The organism is Rudaea sp. (assembly GCF_057139185.1).
Genome location: NZ_DBNHDN010000044.1, coordinates 1 through 21577, shown reverse-complemented (window position 1 = coordinate 21577; position 21577 = coordinate 1). Strand labels below are relative to the sequence as shown.

The following is a 21577-nucleotide window of genomic DNA, read 5'->3' as shown; positions in this document are numbered from 1 at the left end:
CGCGGGACTGCGGCGGCGCAGCGCATTTCCGCGCCTCGCGATCGCGTTAGACTGTGCGCATGCTCAGCCATGCGCCAGTAGCCGTGGTTCTCTGTACGGACTCCGCGCCGTCGTGGTTCCGTTCGGTCGAGGGGCGCCGCTACCGCCGCCACTTGCTCTGGCTGATCGTGTTCAAGATCGTCCTGCTCGCCGCGATCTACTTAATCTTCGTCGCGCCGCAGCCGCGCGCGGACACCTCGCCCGACCAGGTGTACGACGCGATCCGCGGCGCGCCCGCCGCCGCTGCGCCCGCAAGCCAACCCGCCGGCCAGCGCCGAGGCGAGCCCGCGCCATGATCGACAACGACGTCGTCATCTTGTCGCGCCTGCAGTTCGCGCTGACTGCGCTGTACCACTTCCTGTTCGTGCCGCTGACCCTGGGCCTGTCCTGGATGCTGGCGATCATGGAAGCGGTATACGTCATGACCGGGCGCGAAATCTGGAAGCGCATGACCCAGTTCTGGGGCGTGCTGTTCGGCATCAACTTCGCGATGGGCGTGGCCACCGGCGTGACCATGGAGTTCCAGTTCGGCACGAACTGGGCGTACTACTCGCACTACGTCGGCGACGTATTCGGCACGCCACTCGCGATCGAGGGCCTGATGGCGTTCTTCCTCGAGGCGACCTTCATCGGTCTGTTCTTCTTCGGCTGGGATCGGCTGTCCAAGGTGAAACACCTGATCGTCACGTCGCTGCTCGCGCTCGGCACGAACCTGTCCGCACTGTGGATCCTGATCGCGAACGCGTGGATGCAGAACCCGGTCGGTGCCGAATTCAACCTCGACACCATGCGCATGGAGGTCACTTCGTTCGCGACCGTCATGTTCAACCCGGTCGCGCAGTCGAAGTTCGTGCACACGGTAAGCGCGGGCTACGTGCTCGGCGCGATGTTCGTGCTCTCGATCAGTGCGTGGTACCTGCTCGAGGGCCGCAACATCGAGTTCGCCAAACGCTCGATGACGGTGGCGGCGAGTTTCGGTCTTGCTTCCGCACTCAGCGTCGTCGTGCTCGGCGACGAATCGGGTTACACCGTCTCGGAAAACCAGAAGATGAAGCTCGCCGCGATCGAGGCGATGTGGGAGACGGAAACGCCACCGGCCTCGTTCACCGCGTTCGGCTGGCCTGACGTGGCCGAGCGCACGACCCATCTGGCTATCCATGTCCCGTGGGTGATGGGCATCATCGGCACGCGCTCGCTCGACGGCGTGCTGCCGGGCATCAACCAGCTCGTCGACGAAGCCGCACGACGCATCGAAAGCGGCCGCATCGCCTACACCGCGATGCAGCGCCTGCGCGCCGACCGCAACGACGCGCGCGCACGCGCCGACTTCGATGCGCACAAGGCCGACCTCGGCTATGCGCTGCTGCTGCGCAAGGTCATCGCCGATCCAGCGCAGGCGACCCCGGCCGACGTGCGGGCCGCGGCGAACAGCACGATCCCGAACGTGCCCGTGTTGTTCTGGGCGTTCCGCATCATGGTCGGCTGCGGCCTCTATTTCATCGCGCTGTTCGGCTATTCGTTCTGGCTGGCCTCGAAACGCCGGCTCGATACGCGGCGCTGGTATCTAAAGCTCGCGCTGTACAGCCTGCCGCTGCCGTGGCTCGCGATCGAACTCGGCTGGATCGTTGCCGAGTACGGGCGCCAGCCGTGGGCGATCGAGGGTGTGCTGCCGACCGCGCTGAGCGTGTCCTCGGTTTCCGCTGGACAGGTGCTTTTTTCCCTTTGTGGATTTGTGGTTTTCTATACTGCGCTTGCAGTCGTCGACTTCTTCCTGATGCGCCGATACGTGCGGCACGGACCTGATGGATTGGGCATCTGGCCGCCGGGAGAAGCACATGCCTGACTACGCAACCCTGCGCCTGCTGTGGTGGCTGATCCTCGGCGTGCTGCTGATCGGCTTCGCGATCATGGACGGCTTCGACTTCGGCATCGCCGCGCTGCTGCGCGTGCTCGGCCGCAACGACGAGGAGCGGCGCGTGCTGCTCGAAACGATCGAGCCGGTGTGGGAGGGCAACCAGGTCTGGTTCATCCTCGCCGGCGGCGCGGTGTTCGCGGCCTGGCCGTTCGTCTACGCGATCGCGTTTTCGGGGCTGTACGTGGCGATGTTCCTGCTGTTGGCGGCGTTCATCCTGCGCCCGGTCGGCTTCAGCTATCGCAACAAACTCGCTGACGCGCGTTGGCGCAATGCCTGGGACTGGGCGTTGACCGTCTCCGGCTTGGTGCCGATGCTGATCTTCGGCGTCGCCTTCGGCAACCTGTTTCTCGGCCTGCCGTTCCGCCTCGATGCGGAGATGCGCATGAGCTACGAGGGCGGTTTCTTCGGCCTGCTCACGCCGTTCGCACTGCTCTGTGGCCTGGTCAGCATCACGATGCTGCTCGCCCATGGCGCGAGCTATGCCGCATTCAAGGCCGATGCTTCGCTAGCGCAGCGCGCCGGCAAGGTCGCGCGCAGCGCGTCGCTTGCCTTCCTCGTGCTCTACCTGGTTGCCGGCGCGGTGCTCGCGTTCGGTCTGCCCGGCTATGCGATCGTGTCGCCGATCGATGGCGCGGCGCCGTCGAATCCACTGCTCAAGCAGGTCGTCCTGCAGGGCCGCTGGCTTGCGGGCTACGCCGCGCATCCCCTGTTCTGGCTGGCCCCGGTGCTCGCGCTCGTCGCGGCGCTGGCCAACTTCGTGCTGATCGCGGCGCAGAAATACTTCGCCGCGTTTCTTGCCAGCTCGCTGGTCTGCGCCGGAACCATCCTTTCGGCCGGCTTCGCGCTGTTCCCGTTCTTGATACCCTCGAGTCTCGATCCACGCAGCAGCCTGACGGTGTGGGACGCCTCGTCGAGCCAGCGCACGCTCGGCATCATGCTCATCGTCGTCGTCGTGTTCCTGCCCATCGTGCTTGCCTACACGAGCTGGGTCTATCGTGTGTTGTGCGGACGGGTGACGTTCGAGCAGATCAAACACCATCTGGGTTATTGAGAGAGCGCCATGTGGTATTTCAGCTGGATACTCGGCATCGGACTCGCTTGCAGCTTCGCGATCCTCAATGCGATGTGGTTCGAGCTGCATGCAGACTCGCAAGCGAGGTCCGCCCGGGACGAGCCCTAGTTCAGCGCCGTCTCGCGGCTCTCCGCAGCCGGCGGGCTGGTCACTCCGGCATGTCCTCGTGGCGAAGCCGCGAGCGCGGCATCCGGGCCTTGTTCTTGGGCCGCCTTCTTTGCACAAGAAAGGAGCGCAGCCCGCGCGCCGCCCGCGGAAAACCGAGCGGAAGCGGACAGAGCGAGCGAAGGCCGGATGGCCAGCCCTTTGCCGTTGAAAGCCCGGCATCCGCCCGAATGACAAGCAAGAATCGGGACGGGCAAGAGGCCGGGTACAGCGCTACTGGAGAGTGAAATCGACCCGCGTCGTCTTGCCTTGGTCGTCGATGCCCTTGGGCGTCAATTGCGGTGCGAGCGTCCACAAGCGCCGGTCCTCGACCTTGCTGTGGAGAAAGCCGACGATGTGGCCGGCGCGGCGTTCGGCGAGGTGCAGCATCGAGGAATCGTCGATCGCGACGTTGGCTTCGAGCAGGCGGCGCATTTCTTCGGGTGGCTGTGACTTGGTCAGGAAGCCCAGGGTCTTCTCCTTGGGAAAGTCGGCGTGCCTGTAGGCCGCTTCGAGATATTTTTCGGTTTCCGCGGGGGGCATCGGCTGCGCGGCGGCTTCCTCGCTGTCGCTGTGGTCGTGCAGGTATTCGCGCCGGATCAGGTCGTCGACCATCACGCGGCGCAGGCCGTTGGTATCGAGGGCCGGGTCGGTGCGGCCGACGATGCCGAGATTGATTGCGGGGCGTGCGTTCAGCATTTTGGCGATCTGTTCGAGCTTGGCGCGTGCGCCATCGTCGAGCTGGTCGGCACCGGGCGCGAATTCAACGTAACCGAGATCTTCGCCGCCGCCGCCGCCCTTGAATGCCGCGGCGAGCAGGCGGAACGGCGCGGTCGCTGCCTTCGCGATCATGCCGGCGAAGGCGCGCCAGACGACACCGCCGAGCGAGAACTGCGGATCGTCGAGCGAGCCGGACACGGGCACGTTGACGTCGATGACGCCGTTGGAATCCTTGAGCAGGGCGACGGCAAGCTTGACCGGCAAGTGGCTCGCACCCGGGTCCTTGTTCTCGTCGCCGAAGGTGAGCTGGTCGATGTAGAGGTGGTTGTCGGCCTTGAGCTTGCCCTGGTCGAGCAGGTAGCTCACGTCGGCGTTGAGGCGGCCCTTGATGATCGGATAGCCGGTGTACTTCACCGAATACGCGGACAGGTGGGTCAGCTCGACGCTGTCGGCCTTGCCCTTGATGTCGACGTAGGCGACGGGTGCGAGCGGACTGATCCTGCCGTCGATGTCGACCTCGGCGTTGTCGTCGAGCCGCCCGCGCAAGGTGACGACGGCGGGCTCGCCGCCGGCCGTGCCGAACGCGTCGATCTTGCCCGACAGCTGGGTGATGTTCGCGGTGTAGTTGGGTTTGATGAAGTTGTCGGTGTAGTTGAGACGGCCGCGTGACAAGGTGATCTGGCCGACATGGATGGTTGCCGCCGGTTTCGCTGCCGCGGGCTGTTGCGGCGCAGGTGATTCCGCCTGCGGCGCGGGCGCGGGATTCGTCGGCTCCTGCGCCCGCGTGACCGACACGGGTGTCGCCGCGTTCGTGCCGGCGACTTCGGACAGGTTGAGCCTGCCGCTGGCGTTCATGATGATACGTGCGTAGAAATCGCTCAACGCGATGTCGCCGAGCTTGAGTTGCATCGGCGCACTGCCGTCCTGCACAAAGTCGATCGCGCCGATGTTGAGCGCACGCACGCTGGCGAAGTCGTCGCCGCTCAGCTTGTCGAGCACGCGCGCGCGACCGAGCGCGGCGCGGCCACGGTAGGCGATCTTCGCCAGCTTGCCCTCGGTGTAGCGCAGCGTACCGTCGCTGCTCACCAGCGCCGAAGCCACGCGCACGTTGAGCGGCACTTCGGCGTAGGCGGTCAGGCCGGCGATGTCGAGCTCGCGCGTCTTCAGGCGGAGGTCGGCGTCGAGCGGAATCGGCCTGACGCTGCCGTCGACTTCGAAACTGCCCTGGTCGATCGCGCCGCTCAAGGCAAGCTTCAGCGGTTGTTTCATATCCTCGCTCAAGCCGCCGATGTCGCCCTTGACCGCCTTGAGCACGACCGCGGTGGGCCTCGCCGTGGTGTGGTCCGCGACCGTCGCGCCGGCGTCGTCGAGAACGAGGCGCGCGATGCTCCATTTCCACGGCTGCGCCGGCCTGGCCGATTTCGCCGCCGCCGCGGTTTTCGTGGCCGGCCCGGCATCGATCAGGCGCGCGAGGTCGAAGCGGCCGTCGTGCTCGCGTCGCGCGTTGACGCGCAGGCCGTGCACGACGACGTCGCCCTGTCGGGTCTCTCCTGCGGCGAGGTCGAACCGGGTCAGCGCGATATCGAGCGCCTTCCACGCGATCGCCGGTTCCTTGGCATCCTTGGGACCGATGGCCACGTCGCGCAAGGCCAACCTGGCCGGTTCGACGTGCAGGTTGAACAGGCCTTTCCAGTCGGCGGCGAAGCTGCCTTCGCTGTCGAGCTGCCCACCGCGGATCGTCGCGCGACTGCCTGCCGGCAGCATGAACGGCTGCAGCGGTGCCAGGCCGATGTTCTTCGCGTCCAGCGTGCCCGCGTAGCGGCTCCCGGCCAGGTCGAGCTTGCCGCGCGTGCCGAGGTCGCCGCCGTTGTGCTTCGCCGTCACCTCGACTGTTGCCGCCGTGCCCTTGGTCGTGTCGAGGCCGGTCAGCGAACCCGCAAGGTCGGTCAGCGTGACGGTCGCCGTCGCGTCGGCGACGGTCTCGTCGACGTAGTCGAAGCGGTCGGCGACGAGTCCGAGGTTGGCGATCGCGAACTCGCTGGCCCGGGCCTTGTCGCCCGACGGTTTCGGCTTCGCGTACAAGGCATCGAAATTGCTGCGTCCGCCCGGTCGCGCGACATAGCGCAGCCGGGCGTGGTCGAGATTGACGTTGCCGAAGCGGTAGCGCGAGATCAACGGCTCGACGTCGGCGAACGAGGCGATGACGCGGCCGGCTTCCACGATCGGTGCTTTCGCCTTGTCCGTCATCGCAAAATCGTCGAGCACGACCACGCCGTCGAGGCGCAGTTGCTGCATCGCCTTGTCCTGCACGAAATGCGCGCGCACGCTGGCCGAAACGAGGCCCTTCGGTATCGCGACCGGGAGCTCGGCAGGCACGTAGGCGAGGTATTGCGGCAGGTCGAGGCGGTCCACGGTCAGATCGATCGTCGATTCGAGACTGTGCTTGAACGGCTTGGTCTGGCCCTCGATGCGCAGCGGTCTGCCATCGACGCGCATCGCGACCAGCGGCTGCACCGACACGTCGACGTCGCCGGGCAGGTTGGCGAGGAACGGGATGCCGATCTCGATGTCGTCGATACGGTGGCTCGCATTCGTCGGCTTGTCGTCGAAGCGGATCTCGCCGCGGTGCACGCGAATGTTCGACAGCGAGAAACGCGCCGGTTCCGTGGGCGTGGCCTGCATTGCGGCCGCGGGCGCGGCGCGGAAACGATCGATCAGGTCGGAAAAGTTGAAGCGTCCATCCGCCGCGCGCGCGAGGGCGAGGCGTGGCCGTTCGACCACAACCGCGTCGAGCACGGGCGCCCAGCGCAGCAGCGATGTCCATGAGCCGTTGAGCACGAGGCGGTCTATGTCGACGAACGGCGCCTTGCCGTCCACGTCGGCGACATGCACTTGGTCGGCGCCGAGCTCGAGGGTGAACGGATTGAATTGCAGCGCGGCGACCGACGCGGGCCGGCCGAGCAGTCTGGCGGCGTTCGCGTCGACCCAGCGCTGCAACAGCGCGGGCAGCAGAAAGAACCCGGCCAGTGCGTAGATGACCAGCACGACCGCGGCGATCAGCGCGAGCTTGCGCGCGCGGCGCGAATGGCGCAGCGCAAGCAGGCGCGCGCGCACTGCCAGCGCACGGGTTGTCAGCGAGGCGATCGATGCCGGCATGGGTTTTGTTCCGTCACCGAATCCGATGGGTTGGATTCTCCCACAAGTCGCACGACGGGCAACCTGTCCGCGGTCCCGGCGTAGGGGCTCGGTTCATCGAATCCTGCCGACGCCTCTCATATTTTTCGCCGCGAGAAGGAAAGCGGCCTCGCGCGCCCTCTACGGCTGTGATTTCTCGTCCTTCAAGTACCGTGCGAACCACGCCTGCACTTCGGAGTACCAGAATTTCGAGTCCTCGGCGTTGAGCACCCAGTGGTTCTCGTCGGGGAAGACGATGAGCTTGCTCTCGACACGCTGGCGCTGCAGCGCCGACCAGTATTCGAGCGCGTTGTTGATCGGCACGCGGAAATCACGCTCGCCGACCGAGACCAGCGCGGGCGTCTTGAACTTCGCCGCATAGCGGATCGGGTTCTGCTCGCGCCAGATCGCGCCTTGTTCCCAGACCGGGCCGCCGTTGCCGACTTCGCGGCCATAGATCGTGTCCGAGGTGCCCCACTGCGCTTCGAGATTGACCAGGCCGGCGTGGCTGACCAGACAGCGGTAGCGTGTCGTCGTCGCCTGCATCCAGTTAGAAAGATGGCCGCCGTAACTCGCGCCCGCGGCGCACTGGCGGCTTGCGTCGATGAAGGAATACTTTTTGATCGCCTCGTCCGCGGCGGCGTTGATGTCGTCGCCCGGACCCTTCAATGGATCTCCCTGGATCGCCTGCGAGAACGCCTCACCGTAACCGGTCGAGCCGACATAGTTGGTCAACAGCACGATGTAACCGGGCGCGGCGAGCAAGTGGTAGTTCCAGCGCAGCACCCATTGGTCGCGCCATTGCGAGAACGGGCCGCCGTGCATGACCACGAGCAGCGGGTACTTCCGTGCCGGATCGAAGTGCGGCGGCTTGACGAGCATCGAGTCGATGCGCTGGCCGCGCGCGTTGGTGAAGGCGAAATGTTCCACCGGCGCGAGATCGAGCCTGGCCGCGCGCTCGCCGCTGAAATTCGTCAGCTTCTGCATCTTGCCCGACGCGTCGAGGCGCACGATCTCGGGCGGCTCGGTCGCCGATTCGTACTGCGCGACGAGCATGGGCGACTTCACGCCGCCGCTCAGATGTGCCCAGGTGCCATGCGCCGGCGCGCCGACCAGTTTCGCTTCGTTGTCACCGTTCGTGGCGCGATAGAGTTTTTCCTGGCCTTCGCTCTCGGCCGTGATGAACACCGTGCGCGAATCAGGCGCCGGCGCGAAGCTCGCCACGGAGAGTTTTCCCGGCAGTTCGACGCGTGCGCGCGGCTTGCCGCTAGGCCAGTCGATCGCGGCAAGGCGCGAGGCGTTGTAGATCGCGCCCGTTTGTGGCGTCACCGCCGCGTACAGCGTGCGGCCGTCGGCGCTGAAGCGCGGCTTGCCGTAGCTGTCGCCGGCGTCGAGCGAATCGTTGCCGGTCAAGCGCTTGGGCTCGCCGCCGTCGACGGAAACCCGAAACAGATCGGCGTTGGTGAACTGCCACGCTGCGCGGTTGCGGTTGCGGCTGGCGACGAAGACGATGCTGCGGCCATCGGGCGCCCAGGTCGAGCCGGCATTCTCGTCGGGTGCGGAATAGCCCGGCAGTTGCGCCAGCGCGGAGCCTGCGATCAGGTCGCGCGCATCGTTCGCACCGATCGTCTGCACGAATACATGCGGACGTTTGTCCTCGATCCACTTGTCGAAGTTGCGGATCGGAAAGCCGGTGTAGACGTGCGCCTTGTACTTGCGCTCCTCGTGTTCCTTGGCGATGCGCTCGTTGTCCTTGTCGTCCTTCGCCCCGGGGTAGACGTGGCTGGTGAACAGCAGGCGCTTGCCGTCGGGCGAGAACTCCGGCTCGGCGGCGCCGGTCGACAGCGACGTCGCCCGGATCGCCTCGCCGCCTTGGGCGAGATCGAGAATCCAGATTTGCGCGACCTTGTCATCGCCACGCTTGGCCGCAAACGCGAGGCGCCTGGAGTCGGCGCTCCAGGCGATGCCGCTCTCCGCGGTCTTGCTCGCGGTGAGGCGGCGCGCGGGCGTGCCGCCGTCGGTGGCGACGAGCCACAGGTGCGTGCGCGACTCATCCTTCTTGTAGCTCGGCTCGGTGACGTTGAACGCGGCGAACTTGCCGTCGGGGCTGGTCACCGGCGCGCCGACCCGCGGCATCAGCCACAGGTCTTCGTGGGTAATGGTCGTTTTGTCGGCCGCCTGGGCGAACGTGGCGGCAGCGAGCAGGACAACAACGGCGATGCGGGCTTTCATCGGATCCCTGTGGCTGGGGCGTTGCGCTGAGGATAGCTGCAAATGTTGCACGGTGGGCTGGCTGTGGCCGCGCCGCTGCATCATGCGTGAAGGCACGATGCAAGGGCTGTTGACAACGTTGTCATGATTCGGCCATTCTCCCGCGGCAACGACGATGCGGAGTTTCGGGGCCATCGCCGCGACAATTCCTGCGGGGAGATCGGATGAACGGTGCTGACCGACGGTTCAACACGCGGTGCGCGCGTTGGTGCTGCGTACTCGCGCTGCTGCTGCAAGCGGTGTTCGCATTTGCAGCGTCACAGCCGGCGCCGCTGCAGTTGCAGTGGGAAACGGTGAAGATCGGCGTCGCCGACAGCGGGGCGGAACGTCACAGCGAAGCGGCGTTCGTGCTGACCAATCGCGATAGCCGGCCGCTGCCGGCCAGCGGTTGGGCGATCTATTTCGATTGTCTCGCCGATGCGCGCACCGGCGAGATGCCGGGCCATGTGCGGGTCGAGCGCGTCAATGGCGGCCTGTTCCGGCTGCGGCCGATCGCTGGGTTCAAGGCGTTGGCGCCGGGTGACAGCGTGCGCCTGACCCTGATCCATCCGGCGGTGATGTTCAACATCGACAAGGCGCCGAAGGCGCCGTATTTCGTCAACGATGCGGCGATCGACGTTGGGCATCCGATCAGCGACTACCGCGTGACCTTGCCGAAGCTCGCCGATCAGGTCGATCCCGATGCAGGCGAACATTCGCCACCGGCCGGGGCCGAGGAAATTTTCGAGCGCAACCGCATCATTGCCGACGTGGCCGAGAATGATTTGGCGCCGGTGTTTCCGACGCCGCGGCACTTTGTTCGCGGCAAGGGCAGGTTGACGTGGTCCACGCTGCCGCGCATCGATGCCGACGCCACGCTGGCCAACGAGGCGGCACAGGCGCGTGCGATGCTGGCATCGTATATCGCAGCGGGCGCCCGCCAAGGTGCGAAGGAGCCCGTGCTCACGTTGCGCGTAGCCGCGGTGGACGGCGAGACATCGACCGAGGCCTACGCGCTTTCGGTCGATCCGGCCAGCGGCGTGCGCATCACCGGCAATACGGCTGCGGGCGTGGCGCGCGGCTTGCAGTCGCTGCGCGAGCTGTTGCCGTTGCAGCACAAAGCGGGCGAAGCGGTAACGCTCGGCGCGATCACGCTCACCGATGCACCGCGTTTCGCCTATCGCGGATTCATGCTCGATGTGGCGCGCAATTTTCAGGACAAGCCGACGGTGCTGCGGCTGCTCGACCTGATGGCGCGCTACAAGCTCAACACGTTCCATTTTCATCTGACCGACGACGAAGGCTGGCGGCTGGACATAGCGGGCCTGCCCGAGCTCACCGCGTTCGGCGCACGGCGCGGGCACTCGACAAACGAGGCCGAGTACCTGTTTCCCGCGTTCGGTTCCGGCCCCGATGTCGACGACGCCCACGGCAGTGGCCACTACACGCGCGCCGACTACATCGAGATTCTCAAGTACGCCGCCGCGCGTCACATCGAAGTCATCCCGGAAATCGAGATGCCCGGGCACGCGCGTGCGGCGATCAAGGCGATGGCCTGGCGTGCTCGCCACAGCGCGCAAACGGATGCTGCGAACACGCTGCTGCTCACCGACCCAGGCGACAAGTCGGTGTACGCGTCGGCGCAGTTGTACACCGACAACGTGATGGATCCAGGTCTGGAATCGACCTATGCGTTCATCGAGCGGGTCGTTGCCGACCTCGTCGCGATGCACAAGGAGGCCGGCGTGCCGCTGACCACGCTGCACGTCGGCGGTGACGAGGTGCCCAGGGGCGTGTGGGAGCAGTCGCCCGCGGTGCGCAAGCTGATGCAGGCGCGACACCTGGACTCGGTCGCGCAGGTGTGGGACGTGTTCTACGACCGCGTCGACCGCATTCTGCGCGCGCACGGGCTGGCCACCGCCGGTTGGGAAGAGCTCGGCGCGCGGCGCACGACTCTGCGCGGCAAGAGCAAGTTGATCCCGAATCCGACATTCGTGCAACGCGGCTTCACGCTGCACGTCTGGAACAACACCGGCGGCGCCGAGGATCTGGCGTACCGCCTCGCCAATGCAGGCTACGACGTGGTGCTGTCGCCGGCGACCAATCTCTATGCGGACATGGCCTACAGCCGTGATCCCGAGGAACCGGGCATGAATTGGGCCGCCTACGTGGACCTCGGCAAGGTCTACGATTTCATTCCGCTTGATTCCACGCGCAAGGACGTCACCGACCCCGCTGGTGTGCCCGGCTTGGATGGTCTCACCGAGTACGGCGAGCAACATGTGCGCGGCGTCGAGGCGACGCTGTTCGGCGAGACCTTGCGCAGTCGCGAGCGCATCGACTATCTGCTGATGCCGCGCCTGCTCGGCACCGCCGAACTTGGCTGGGCGCGCGATCCCGCGTGGACGCACGAGGTCGATCGCACACGCGCCGCGAGCGCGCACGCGGCGGCGTGGTCGGCGTTCGTCAACCAAATTGGAAAGCGCGTGCTGCCGCGACTCGACGCGGAACACGCCGGCGTCGTGTACCGCATTCCGATGCCGGGGTTGAAGCGCATCGACGGCGCGGTGCAGGTCAACATGCAGATTCCGGGCTTCATCTTGCGCTATCGCAGCGACGGCGGCGAGCCCGACGCCCACAGTCCAGTCGTGACCGGTCCGCTGCACGAGCACGGCACGTTGCGCGTGGCGGCCTTCACCACGGACGGACGAAGGGGACGCGCTGCATGGATTGACAATCCGTAGCGACATACGAAAGATCGAACCATGATGAAATCCATTGTGCGTTGTGTGATGCCGGTTCTCGCGGTCTTCGCCATGGTGACCTCTGCAGCCGCCGAGGGTTGCCAATCGGACTGGCCCAATCTCGCCCGTTACGCCGCCGCGAACGCCGCGCTTGCGGCGTCCAACGCCGGCAACGGCCGCGTTGTCTTCATGGGCGATTCGATCACCGAGTTCTGGAGCGAAGCGCCGGAAAGCATTTTTTCCACCCGCGACTACATCAACCGCGGCATCAGCGGGCAGACCACGCCGCAGATGTTGCTGCGCTTCCGCGCCGACGTGATCGAGCTGAAACCGAAAGTCGTCGTCATCCTTGCCGGTACCAACGACATCGCCGGCAACGCCGGGCCGACCACGCTTGCGCAGATCGAGGGCAATCTGGCCTCGATGGTCGAGCTGGCGCAGGCACACGGCATCGTCGTCGTGCTTGCCTCGCTGCTGCCCGCGGCGCACTATGACTGGGCGCCCGACGTGAAGCCGGTCGAGAAAATCGCTGCGCTCAACCGCTGGATTGGCAACTACGCGCGCGAGCGCGGCCTCGTCCACATCGACTACTACACGCCGATGGTGGCCGCCGGATCGGCGTTGAAGAAGGAATACTCCGACGACGGCGTGCATCCGAACGCGGCGGGCTACAAGGTAATGAACGCGCTCGCACGCGCGGCCGTCGCGCAGGCGTTGGGCCGGGCGCCGGTCGGCGCGGCGAAGCAATGAGCGGCGGCACGCGTTCGCTCGCGGTCGACGTCATGCGCGGCATGATGCTGGTGCTGATGATCGTGGTCAACATGTCGATCGAAGGCGTATCGTATGCGCCGCTGCAGCATGCGAAGTGGCATGGGTTGACGCTGACCGACGTGGTTTTCCCGACGTTCCTGTTCGTCGCCGGCGTCTCGATCAGCTACGCGCTCGACGGCCTTCGGCGCGTCGGCATGAGCGCCGCCCTGAAGAAGATTTTCCGCCGCACGGCGCTGCTCTTCCTCTGCGGCTATCTGCTGTACTGGTTTCCGTTTTTCCACTTCGACGAAGCGGGACGACTTGCGCTGCTGCCACTCGCCGGCACGCGCATTCCCGGCGTACTGCAACGCATCGCCGTCGACTACTGCGTGGTCAGCCTGATCGCCATTGTCCTCGGCACACGCGGCGCACTGATCTTTGCCGGCGCCGTGCTGCTCGGCTACTGGACGGTGCTTGCGCATTTCGGCGACTACACGCTTGCCGGCAACGCGGTACGTAAGTTCGATCTGCTCCTGCTCGGCCCCGATCATCTCTGGCACGGCGAGGGCATCGCCTTCGACCCGGAAGGCCTGTTGAGTACGCTGCCTGCCGCGGTCAACATGCTTGCCGGCTGCCTCGCCGGTCGCGCATTGCGCGTGCGCGGCTACGACCGCGCGCTGCTGTGGCGTTTCGCCGGCATCGGCGTTGTCTGTGTCGCGCTCGCACTGGTCTGGAACGGCGTATTGCCGATCAACAAGAAGCTGTGGACGAGCTCGTACGCGCTGTGCACGATCGGTATCGACCTCGTCGTGCTTGCCGCGCTGGTCTGGGCGATCGACGGTCGAGGTGTGCGCAACAAGCTGACGCATTTCTTCGAAGTGCTCGGCAAGAACACATTGTTCGTCTACCTGCTCAGCGAAGTCGGCAACGCGCTGATGTTCCTGATCCCGATCGGCGGCGTTTCGTCGTTTTCCTGGCTCTATCGCAACGGATTCGAAAGCTGGGCCGGCGCGCCAAACGGTGCGCTGCTGTACGCCTGCACCTTCATGTTGCTGTGCTGGCTCGTCGCCTGGGGCATGGATCGAAAGCGCATCTACATCACGCTGTAGGCGGCCGCCACGCGGCGGCGGTCATGACTTCATAGCTTGGCCAACTGCACGCGCAGACCGTCGAGCGTGGCGCTGAACTCGGTGACGCGCTTCTTCTCCTGTTCGACCACGGTCGCCGGCGTCTTTTCGCCGAAGTTGGCGAGCTTCGCGCTCGACTTGGCGAGTTCGCCGTCAAGGCGCTTGATCTCTTTTTCAAGCCGCGCCTTCTCCGCGTCGAGATCGATCAGGCCGGCAAGCGGGATCAGCAGCTTCATCTCGCCAATGATCGCCGTAGCGGCGGCCGGTTCGGTCTCGCCCGGCGCGAGCCAGCGCTGCGATTCTGCCTTGGCGAGGAAGGCGATCTGCGCGGCGAACTTGTCCGCGCGCACGCGGTCGCTCGTGCTGCCGTTCACGTAGAGCAGCGGAATCGTCTTGCCCGGCGCGATGTTCATCTCGCTGCGGATGCGGCGAACCTGGGTCAGCACCGCGCGCAGCCATTCGATGTCGGCGCTTGCGGCCGGATCGTCGGCGGTGAAGTCGTCGGCGCGCGGATAAGGGCGCTGCGTGATGCTCCTTTCCTCGAGGCCGAGCAGTGGCGCGACCGATTGGTAGATTTCTTCGGTGATGAACGGCGTGATCGGATGCAACGCGCGCAGCGCGGCTTCGAGCACGGCAAGCAGCGTGTGCCGCGTCGAATCGGCAGCGGCCTTGTCGTCGCCATTGAGCGCAGGCTTGGCCAGCTCGACGAACCAGTCGCAGTATTCGTTCCAGACGAACTCGTACAGCGCCTGCGCGACGAGGTCGAAGCGGTAGAGCTTCATCTGCGCCTCGACTTCCGCAAGCGTGATGCGCAGTCGCGCGTAAATCCAGCGCTCTGCTTCCGTCGCTGGCTGCACTACTGGTTGCGGCGTCGCTTCGATATTCATCAACACGAACCGTGCCGCGTTCCACAGCTTGTTGCAGAACGCCTTGTAGCCTTCGGCGCGCTTGAGGTCGAAGTTGATCGTGCGGCCGTAGGTGGCGAGCGCGGCGAAGGTGAAGCGCAGCGCGTCGGTGCCGACTGCGGCGATGCCATCGGGGTAGTCCTTGCGGATGCGCTTCTCGACCTTCTCGCGCACCTGTGGAATCAACAGTGAACTTGTGGATTTGTTCACCAGCGTGCCGAGATCGATACCGTCGATCAGGTCAAGCGGGTCGATCGTGTTGCCTTTCGACTTCGACATCTTCTGGCCTTCGGCGTCGCGCACGATGGCGTTGATGTAGACCTCGCGAAACGGCACCTTGCCGGTAAAGTACTGGGTCGCCATGACCATGCGCGCGACCCAGAAGAAGATGATGTCGAAGCCGGTGACCAGCACCGCGCTCGGCAGGAACGCCTGGTCCTGCGCCCAGTTCGCGACGATCTCGCCGCGTTCGTTCTTCACGGGCTCATCGCCAGGCCAGCCCAGCGTCGAGAACGGCCACAGCGCGGAGGAGAACCAGGTATCGAGCACGTCCTCGTCCTGCTTGAGCGTGCCGACCGGCTGCACGCCCGCGTGCGCGAGCGCGTCGGCTTCGTTCTCGCCGACAAAGATATTTCCGGCCTCGTCGTACCAGGCCGGAATCTGGTGGCCCCACCAGAGCTGGCGGCTGACGCACCAGTCCTGGATGTTTTCCAGCCACTGGTTGTAGGTTGTCGACCAGTTCTCCGGCACGAACTTGATTTCGCCATCGCGCACCGCGGCGAGCGCGGGTTTGGTGATCGCGCGGCGTCCGCCCGGGCCGGGCTTGCCGTCGACGCGCGTGTCGCTGGTGAGATCGAGAAACCATTGATCGGTCAGCATCGGCTCGATGATCGCGTCGCTGCGCTGGCTGACCGGCACCTGCAGCTTGTGCTTCTTCGTTTCGACGAGCAGGCCGGTGGCTTCAAGGTCGGCGAGTACGGCCTTGCGCGCGGCGAAGCGGTCGAGGCCGCGGTATTTTTCGGGCGCGTTGTCGTTGATCTTCGCGTCGAGCGTGAGGATCGTGATCGGTGTGAGCTTGTGCCGTGCGCCGATCTGCCAGTCGTTGAAGTCATGCGCCGGCGTGATCTTGACGCAGCCGGTGCCGAACTCGCGATCGACGTAGTCGTCGGCGATCACCGGGATCTCGCGCCCGGTCAGCGGCAGCTTGAGCATCTTGCCGATCAGGTGCTGGTAGCGCTCGTCCTCGGGATGCACCGCGACGGCGACGTCGCCGAGCATCGTCTCCGGGCGCGTGGTCGCGACGACGAGGTTGTCGCTGCCGTCGGCGGCCGGATAGCGGATCGACCAGAGCGAGCCGTCCTTCTCCTGGTTTTCGACTTCAAGATCGGACACGGCGGTCATCAGCACCGGGTCCCAGTTGACGAGGCGACGTCCGCGATAGATCAAGCCATCGCGATACCACTGCACGAACACGCGCCTGACCGCCGCGGACAGGCCTTCGTCCATCGTGAAGCGCTCGCGCGACCAGTCGACCGAGGCGCCGAGGCGGCGCATCTGGTGGGTGATCGTCGAACCCGACTGCTGCTTCCACTCCCACACGCGCTCGACGAATTTCTCGCGGCCCAGATCGTGGCGCGACTTGCCGTCGGCGGCGAGCTGGTTCTCGACGATCTTCTGCGTGGCGATGCCGGCATGGTCGGTGCCGCCCTGCCACAGCGTGCGAAAGCCGCGCATGCGGTGGTAGCGCGTCAACGCATCCATCACCGTCTGCTGGAACGCATGGCCCATGTGCAGCGTACCGGTCACGTTCGGCGGCGGCAGCAGGATGCAATACGGCGCGCCGTCGCCGCGCGGCTGGAAGTCGCCGGCGGCTTCCCAAGCGGCGTACCACTTCGACTCGATCTGTTGGGGTTCGAAACTTTTTTCCATGACGATCTTGCCTGGCCCGCGCGGGACGCGGGCGCGAAAGGAGAAAGGGTGCGTCATTGTAGCCGCGCCGGCCGCGCGACGCGAAGCACGGCGCGGGATTCAGCCTTCGCGCGGTTCTTCGCCGATCACGCTCGGCGTGCCGACGTAGAGCAGGGTGACGGTCGTGTTCGTGTCGTTGCGCGAGGAGTGCGGCAGTTGCGAGTTGAAATGCAGGCTGTCGCCGGGGCCGAGCACGGTTTCGATCTCGCCGACGCGCGAGTGCAGGCGACCCTTGAGCACCATGACGAATTCCTCGCCATCGCGCTGGTCGGTCGGAAACGCGTGGCCGGGCGGGATTTCCATGAGGATCGCGTCCATCATGCGATGGATCAGGCTCGAGGACAGATCATAGAATGCAACCGGCGAATTGATGCGGATGCGCGGGCGTTCCCTGGCGCGGCAGACGATGCTGCGTTCGGTCGGGCTTTCGAGGAAGTACTGCAGGTCGACCTGGAGCGCCTTGGCCAGTGCCATCAGCGACATGATCGACGGCACGGTGTGGTTGCGTTCGGCCTGCGACAGGAACGGCGCCGACAGCCCGGCGCGTGCGCCGAGCTCGCTCAAGGTCAGGCCGAGCTGCTTGCGCCGATGCTGGATGCGCGCCCCCATGCCGATGTGCGGCTTGCCGGGGCGCGACCTGGTTTTCCGCTTGGGCGCCGTGCTCATGCGTTTGCTCCCTCGTTTTTGTTCTTCCCCTTCCTTCCACGCAGAAGGGTTGCCCCATGGTTCTTCAGTGTCCGCCCGCGGCGCGCACCGGCACGTCGACATTGCACACGTCGATATGTCCGGCGGCGACCGCGTACCACTCTTCGCGATGGTTGCGGCGCGATTCGACGTAGGCGTCGAAGGTCGGCGTGTCGGTGCGCAGCACTTCGAGCGCGACGCGCTCGTTTTCCGGCACGTCGGCGGCGACGCGGATGCTGGTGATCGGAGTGCGCTGCTCCGGTTTTTCGTACAGGCTGTACGGTCCGGTGCCGCGCGGCAGCGTGGACAACAACTCGATACCCTTGACGACGCGGCCGACGACGGTGACGTTGCGGTCGAGCTGGCGCGGCGGCGTGCCGATGACGACGTAGAGTTCGGCGCCGCCGCCCGAGTCGGGTGCGTTGTCGCGGCCGACGCCGACCGCGCCGTAGCAGTGGGTCAGCCACATGCGCCGCGTTTTCGGGTCGCGCGCGGAGGCGAAGCCGTCGGAGAATCCGGTCACCGGCGCGTAGCCGTCGGCGTCGGGCAGACGCGTGAACGGCGCCTTGGCGTCGAGCGCGACGGTGAACTCGGGCGCGAGGTGGCGCTTGGCGGTCTTGATCGGCTTGCGCTTGGCCTCGTTCTCGTAGTCCGGATCGTTCATCTGCACGACGTAGTTGTCCTGCGCGCGCACGATGAAGAGGCCGTCGTAATACCGCTCGCGCGCCAGCGCCTTGATGTTGGCGATGTGGTTCGGCGCGAACGCGGGCGCGAGCTCGATGACGACGCGGCCGCCCGGCAGGTCGAGGTACAACGTGTTCTGCGGGTCGAGCGCGCGCCAGTCGCCGGGTTTCGCCGCGGCGAGCACGGCGGCGGTAGTCTGGGTGGCGGGTTTCGCTGCGGTCACGGGCGGCCTGGCATGGACGGATGCGGCGAGCATCGTAGCCAAGCCGAGCACGCAAAGCGACGTGACGCGTGCGCGCAGGTAGTTCTTGCGAAGAAGCTTCGTCGTCATAGGGCTGTCACATGCTGAAAGCTCGTCATCCGGGCGAAAGCCGGGATGACGAGCGGATGATCAGAACCAGTAACGGAACGATGCCCCGATCGTGCGCGGCTGCACGCGGTAGGCACCGTCGGGATAGAACGGTGTTGCCGAGACCTGGCGCACGACGCCGTCGCTGTTGCCGAGGTTCTTCACGAACACCGAGGCTTCCATCGAGCTCCATTGCACGCCTGCACGCAGGTTGAGCAAATCGTATGCGTCCATCTCCCGATACAGCGAAAATGCCGGATTGAACTGCGTCGTGCGCTTGCCGACATAGTTCCATCCGCCCCAGACGAAGCCGTGCATGTCCGCCCCGAGCGGGAACGTGTATTCGGCCGTGGCGTTGAACGAGGTCTTCGGCACGAATGGCGCGGCGTCGCCGGCGTGCGCATTCAGCGGCGGCATGTCGGCGTCAAGCGTGGAATGCGTGTACGAACCACCCGCCGTGACCTTCAGGTTCTGGATCGGACGCCAGGCGATTTCGAGTTCCGCGCCCTTGCTGGTCAGGCCGGCCGCGTTCTCGACGTAGTTGACGCCGCAATTGAGGCCGCGGCGCACCTGCACGTTGTTCCACTTGATCAGGTACAGGCTGCTGTTCACGGTGAGATGGTTGTCGAGCAGGCTCGACTTGTTGCCGATCTCGTAGTTCCACAGGTTGTCCGAGCCGTAGTCGGTAGACGGATGCAGGTTGTTCGCTTCGAGTTCCGCGCCGCACAGGTTCAGCGGGATCACCTGATTGATGCCGCCGTAACGGAAACCCTTCGCCGCCTGCGCGTAGACTTCGTTGTTGTCGTCGATCGTGTAGGCGACGTTGACCTTCGGGTTGATGCCGTTTTCCTTCGAGTGCTGCATGCCGTTCGAGGTCGCGCCGCCATTGAAGAAGCCGGACTGGTACTGCCAGTGGCGCTCCTTCCAGTCGAACGCGCGCAAGCCGCCGGTCAGCGCGAAATTGCCGAGCTTGTAGGTGGCCTCGCCGAACAGCGCGGCCTCCTCGATGTGCACGTTCTGGATGCCCCAGAACGGATAGTCCTTCGGCGCGCCGAAGTCCGCGCTCGGGAACCCGGTGTAAGCATCCCAGCCCGGATCGGGAAAGGCGTTGATGTAGCCGCGGTTGCGCTTGTGGTAGTAGGCGCCGAGCAGCCACTTCAACACGCCATCGTCGTTGGACAGCGCGCGCACTTCCTGGGTGAAGTCGTTGAGGTGGGTTTCGTCGGCAAGCGAAGCCTTGGGTCCGTCCGCCGAAAGACCCAGTGCCGGATAGGTCGACGTGTAAATCTTGTCGAGGTTCCAGCGATTGAGCATGTTCATCTGGAAATACGATGTCGAGGAAACGATGCTGCCCCAGCCGAGGACCTGGGTCAGGGTGAGGTTGGAAAGCGTGTAGTCCTCGTTCGAATTCTCCGGCGACTGGTAGGCACGCGTGTAGTTGCCCGTCTCATCGAGGCCGCGGCCGTGGTCGCTCTGGTCATGGGCCCAGATCGACAGGTCGGCGGTGAGGCTGTCGGTCGGCAGCACGCGCAGCGCGACGCGGCCGCCGACCGCGTTGGCGCGGTTGATGTTGCTCTCGCCCGTGGTCGTGTTCTTGATGAAGCCGCCGTTGCGGTCGTCGTACATCGACACACGCAGGCCGGCCACGTCCTTGATCAGCGGCACGTTGATCACGCCGCGCAGGTCGTAGCTGGTGCCGCCGTGGTCAATGTCGGCGATCGAGGTTTCGACACTGCCTTCGACCGTGTCGAGCAGCGGCTTGCGCGTGACCAGGCGGATTGCGCCGGCCATCGCGCCCGCGCCGTACAGCGTGCCCTGGGGGCCGCGCAGCACTTCGACGCGCTCGAGGTCGAACAGGCCGAACTCCGGATTGAAACCGTTGATCGCGACCGGCGCGTCATCGATGTAGAGGCCGACGGTTTCCTGGGTCTGCGGATCGTCCTCGGATGAATTGCCCGCGTTGACGCCGCGCATGATGATTTGCGAGCGGCCCGAGCCGGTCTTGAAGATGCCCAGGCTCGGCACGCTGGAGATCAGGTCAGTGAAGTTCTGCGCGCCGGCGTTGGTCATGTCCTTGCCGTCGATCGCCGAGATGCTCATCGACACTTTCTGCAGCGATTCGGCGCGCTTGTTCGCGGTGACGGTCACCGTCCCGAGCGCAGTTGAATCGGAAGCCGTGTTCGCGTCAGCCGGCTTGGCCTGAGCGTCCGCATCGGTCGCGGCGGCATCGGCGGCATGCGCGGAGCCGAAGGCCAGCGCGGCGAGCGCGCAGAAGACGGCATGGGCGATCCTGGTTCGTACCGGATTCGGCGCGGAAGATCGGGCGGCGGAAGAAGCGGCGCAATGCGTGATCATCGAATGTTCCCCGGGGGAGTGGAGTGGGCGGATGGCGGCATCCTGCCGGTGCTGTGGGTCGAGGCGATCTGGCGAAATCGGAGGCCGGACGGCATGGAGCGCCGGTCTTCGAAATTCGACATGTCAAAGAATTTTGACGAATTGATAACGTTTTGACGAGGGCGTGTCAAGCGCGGCCGGCGTCCGCAGGAACTCCGGCACGGGATTCCGTGGCGTGCCGACGCGACCTACATGTCGTGCTTGGCAAGTTCGAAGCCGGCGGCCTTGTAGGTTTTCCAGCGCTCGCGCGAGCCGGCGCGTTGCGCCTCTTCGGCAGGCACGACTTCGAGCACGCGCTCGAACAGGCCGGGCGCGCACTCCTCGCGCAGGTTGATCACGAGCGCGCGATCCGGAGTTTCACTGCCCGGTGCGACGATCAGCACCGGCGTGATCGCGTCGTCGTCGTCGCCGGCGAGCTGATGCGGGAGGAATGCCTGCTCGTCGAACTCCCAGAGTTTCTCGTCGAGCGCATCAGCCTGGTCGGCCGAATGCGCAAGGATCAGCGCCGGTTGCCCCGACTCGAACGCGCGCTTGGCCAGCTCGCAGACGAGCAGCAGCGGATCGTCGCGGAAGCGCGGCTTGGCGATCAGGTAGAAGTCGGCACGGGGCATCGGATGTGGTTTTCAGGCTGAGCTTGGCGACGCGGCGCAGGTCGACC

14 protein-coding genes are annotated in these 21577 nt (G+C 65.6%); 7 read left to right on the top strand and 7 right to left on the bottom strand.

Annotated features, from left to right (window positions below):
- Positions 1–83: 83 nt before the first annotated feature.
- The 4 genes from cydP to cydX are packed head-to-tail and all read left to right on the top strand — an operon-like array spanning position 84 to position 3134.
- On the top strand, positions 84–335 hold the full coding sequence (cydP, locus tag AC16HO_RS14540) for a cytochrome oxidase putative small subunit CydP (protein WP_484335564.1): 252 nt from the start codon (positions 84–86) through the stop codon (positions 333–335).
- Positions 332–1882, top strand: a complete 1551-nt coding sequence (locus tag AC16HO_RS14535) for a cytochrome ubiquinol oxidase subunit I (RefSeq protein WP_395641569.1) — start codon at positions 332–334, stop codon at positions 1880–1882. The genes cydP and AC16HO_RS14535 overlap by 4 nt, the downstream gene beginning before the upstream one ends.
- Positions 1875–3005, top strand: coding sequence for a cytochrome d ubiquinol oxidase subunit II (cydB, locus tag AC16HO_RS14530; protein WP_395641570.1), 1131 nt, complete (start codon positions 1875–1877; stop codon positions 3003–3005). Before AC16HO_RS14535 ends, cydB begins: the two co-directional genes overlap by 8 nt.
- Before the next feature lie 9 nt (positions 3006–3014).
- Positions 3015–3134: a cytochrome bd-I oxidase subunit CydX gene (cydX, locus tag AC16HO_RS14525; protein ID WP_395641571.1), complete on the top strand. Its 120-nt coding sequence runs from the start codon at positions 3015–3017 to the stop codon at positions 3132–3134.
- Positions 3135–3404: 270 nt separating this feature from the next.
- On the opposite strand, the gene AC16HO_RS14520 is transcribed toward cydX, so the two are convergent.
- Together AC16HO_RS14520 and AC16HO_RS14515 are read right to left on the bottom strand one after the other, a co-directional pair.
- On the bottom strand, positions 3405–7046 hold the full coding sequence (locus tag AC16HO_RS14520; RefSeq protein WP_395641572.1) for a DUF748 domain-containing protein: 3642 nt from the start codon (positions 7044–7046) through the stop codon (positions 3405–3407).
- 159 nt (positions 7047–7205) lie between these two features.
- The gene (locus AC16HO_RS14515) at positions 7206–9296 is read right to left on the bottom strand and encodes a S9 family peptidase (protein WP_395641573.1); all 2091 of its coding nucleotides are present in this window, start codon (positions 9294–9296) and stop codon (positions 7206–7208) included.
- Positions 9297–9499: 203 nt separating this feature from the next.
- Here AC16HO_RS14515 and AC16HO_RS14510 point away from each other — a divergent pair, with 203 nt between their 5' ends.
- Genes AC16HO_RS14510 through AC16HO_RS14500 form a run of 3 tightly spaced genes read left to right on the top strand, consistent with a single transcriptional unit; the run spans position 9500 to position 13917 of the window.
- Positions 9500–12058, top strand: a complete 2559-nt coding sequence (locus AC16HO_RS14510; RefSeq protein WP_395641574.1) for a family 20 glycosylhydrolase — start codon at positions 9500–9502, stop codon at positions 12056–12058.
- 21 nt (positions 12059–12079) lie between these two features.
- Positions 12080–12808, top strand: a complete 729-nt coding sequence (locus AC16HO_RS14505) for an SGNH/GDSL hydrolase family protein (protein WP_395641575.1) — start codon at positions 12080–12082, stop codon at positions 12806–12808.
- Entirely contained in the window at positions 12805–13917 is a 1113-nt protein-coding gene (locus AC16HO_RS14500) for an acyltransferase family protein (protein ID WP_395641576.1), read from the top strand. The genes AC16HO_RS14505 and AC16HO_RS14500 overlap by 4 nt, the downstream gene beginning before the upstream one ends.
- A gap of 29 nt (positions 13918–13946) precedes the next feature.
- Here the strand turns inward: AC16HO_RS14500 and AC16HO_RS14495 are convergent, their stop codons facing one another.
- The 5 genes from AC16HO_RS14495 to AC16HO_RS14475 all read right to left on the bottom strand — a co-directional run bounded on the left by AC16HO_RS14495 (position 13947) and on the right by AC16HO_RS14475 (position 21530).
- Positions 13947–16769 carry a valine--tRNA ligase gene (locus AC16HO_RS14495; protein ID WP_395641577.1) on the bottom strand — a complete coding sequence of 941 codons (2823 nt, stop codon included), beginning with the start codon at positions 16767–16769 and terminating at the stop codon, positions 13947–13949.
- Positions 16770–16868: 99 nt separating this feature from the next.
- Positions 16869–17474: a helix-turn-helix domain-containing protein gene (locus AC16HO_RS14490; RefSeq protein ID WP_395641578.1), complete on the bottom strand. Its 606-nt coding sequence runs from the start codon at positions 17472–17474 to the stop codon at positions 16869–16871.
- Positions 17475–17538: 64 nt separating this feature from the next.
- Entirely contained in the window at positions 17539–18507 is a 969-nt protein-coding gene (locus AC16HO_RS14485; protein ID WP_395641579.1) for a peptidylprolyl isomerase, read from the bottom strand.
- A 60-nt stretch (positions 18508–18567) separates the two neighbouring features.
- Entirely contained in the window at positions 18568–20880 is a 2313-nt protein-coding gene (locus AC16HO_RS14480; RefSeq protein WP_395641580.1) for a TonB-dependent receptor, read from the bottom strand.
- A 227-nt stretch (positions 20881–21107) separates the two neighbouring features.
- The gene (locus AC16HO_RS14475; RefSeq protein ID WP_395641581.1) at positions 21108–21530 is read right to left on the bottom strand and encodes a DNA polymerase III subunit chi; all 423 of its coding nucleotides are present in this window, start codon (positions 21528–21530) and stop codon (positions 21108–21110) included.
- Positions 21531–21577: the final 47 nt, after the last annotated feature.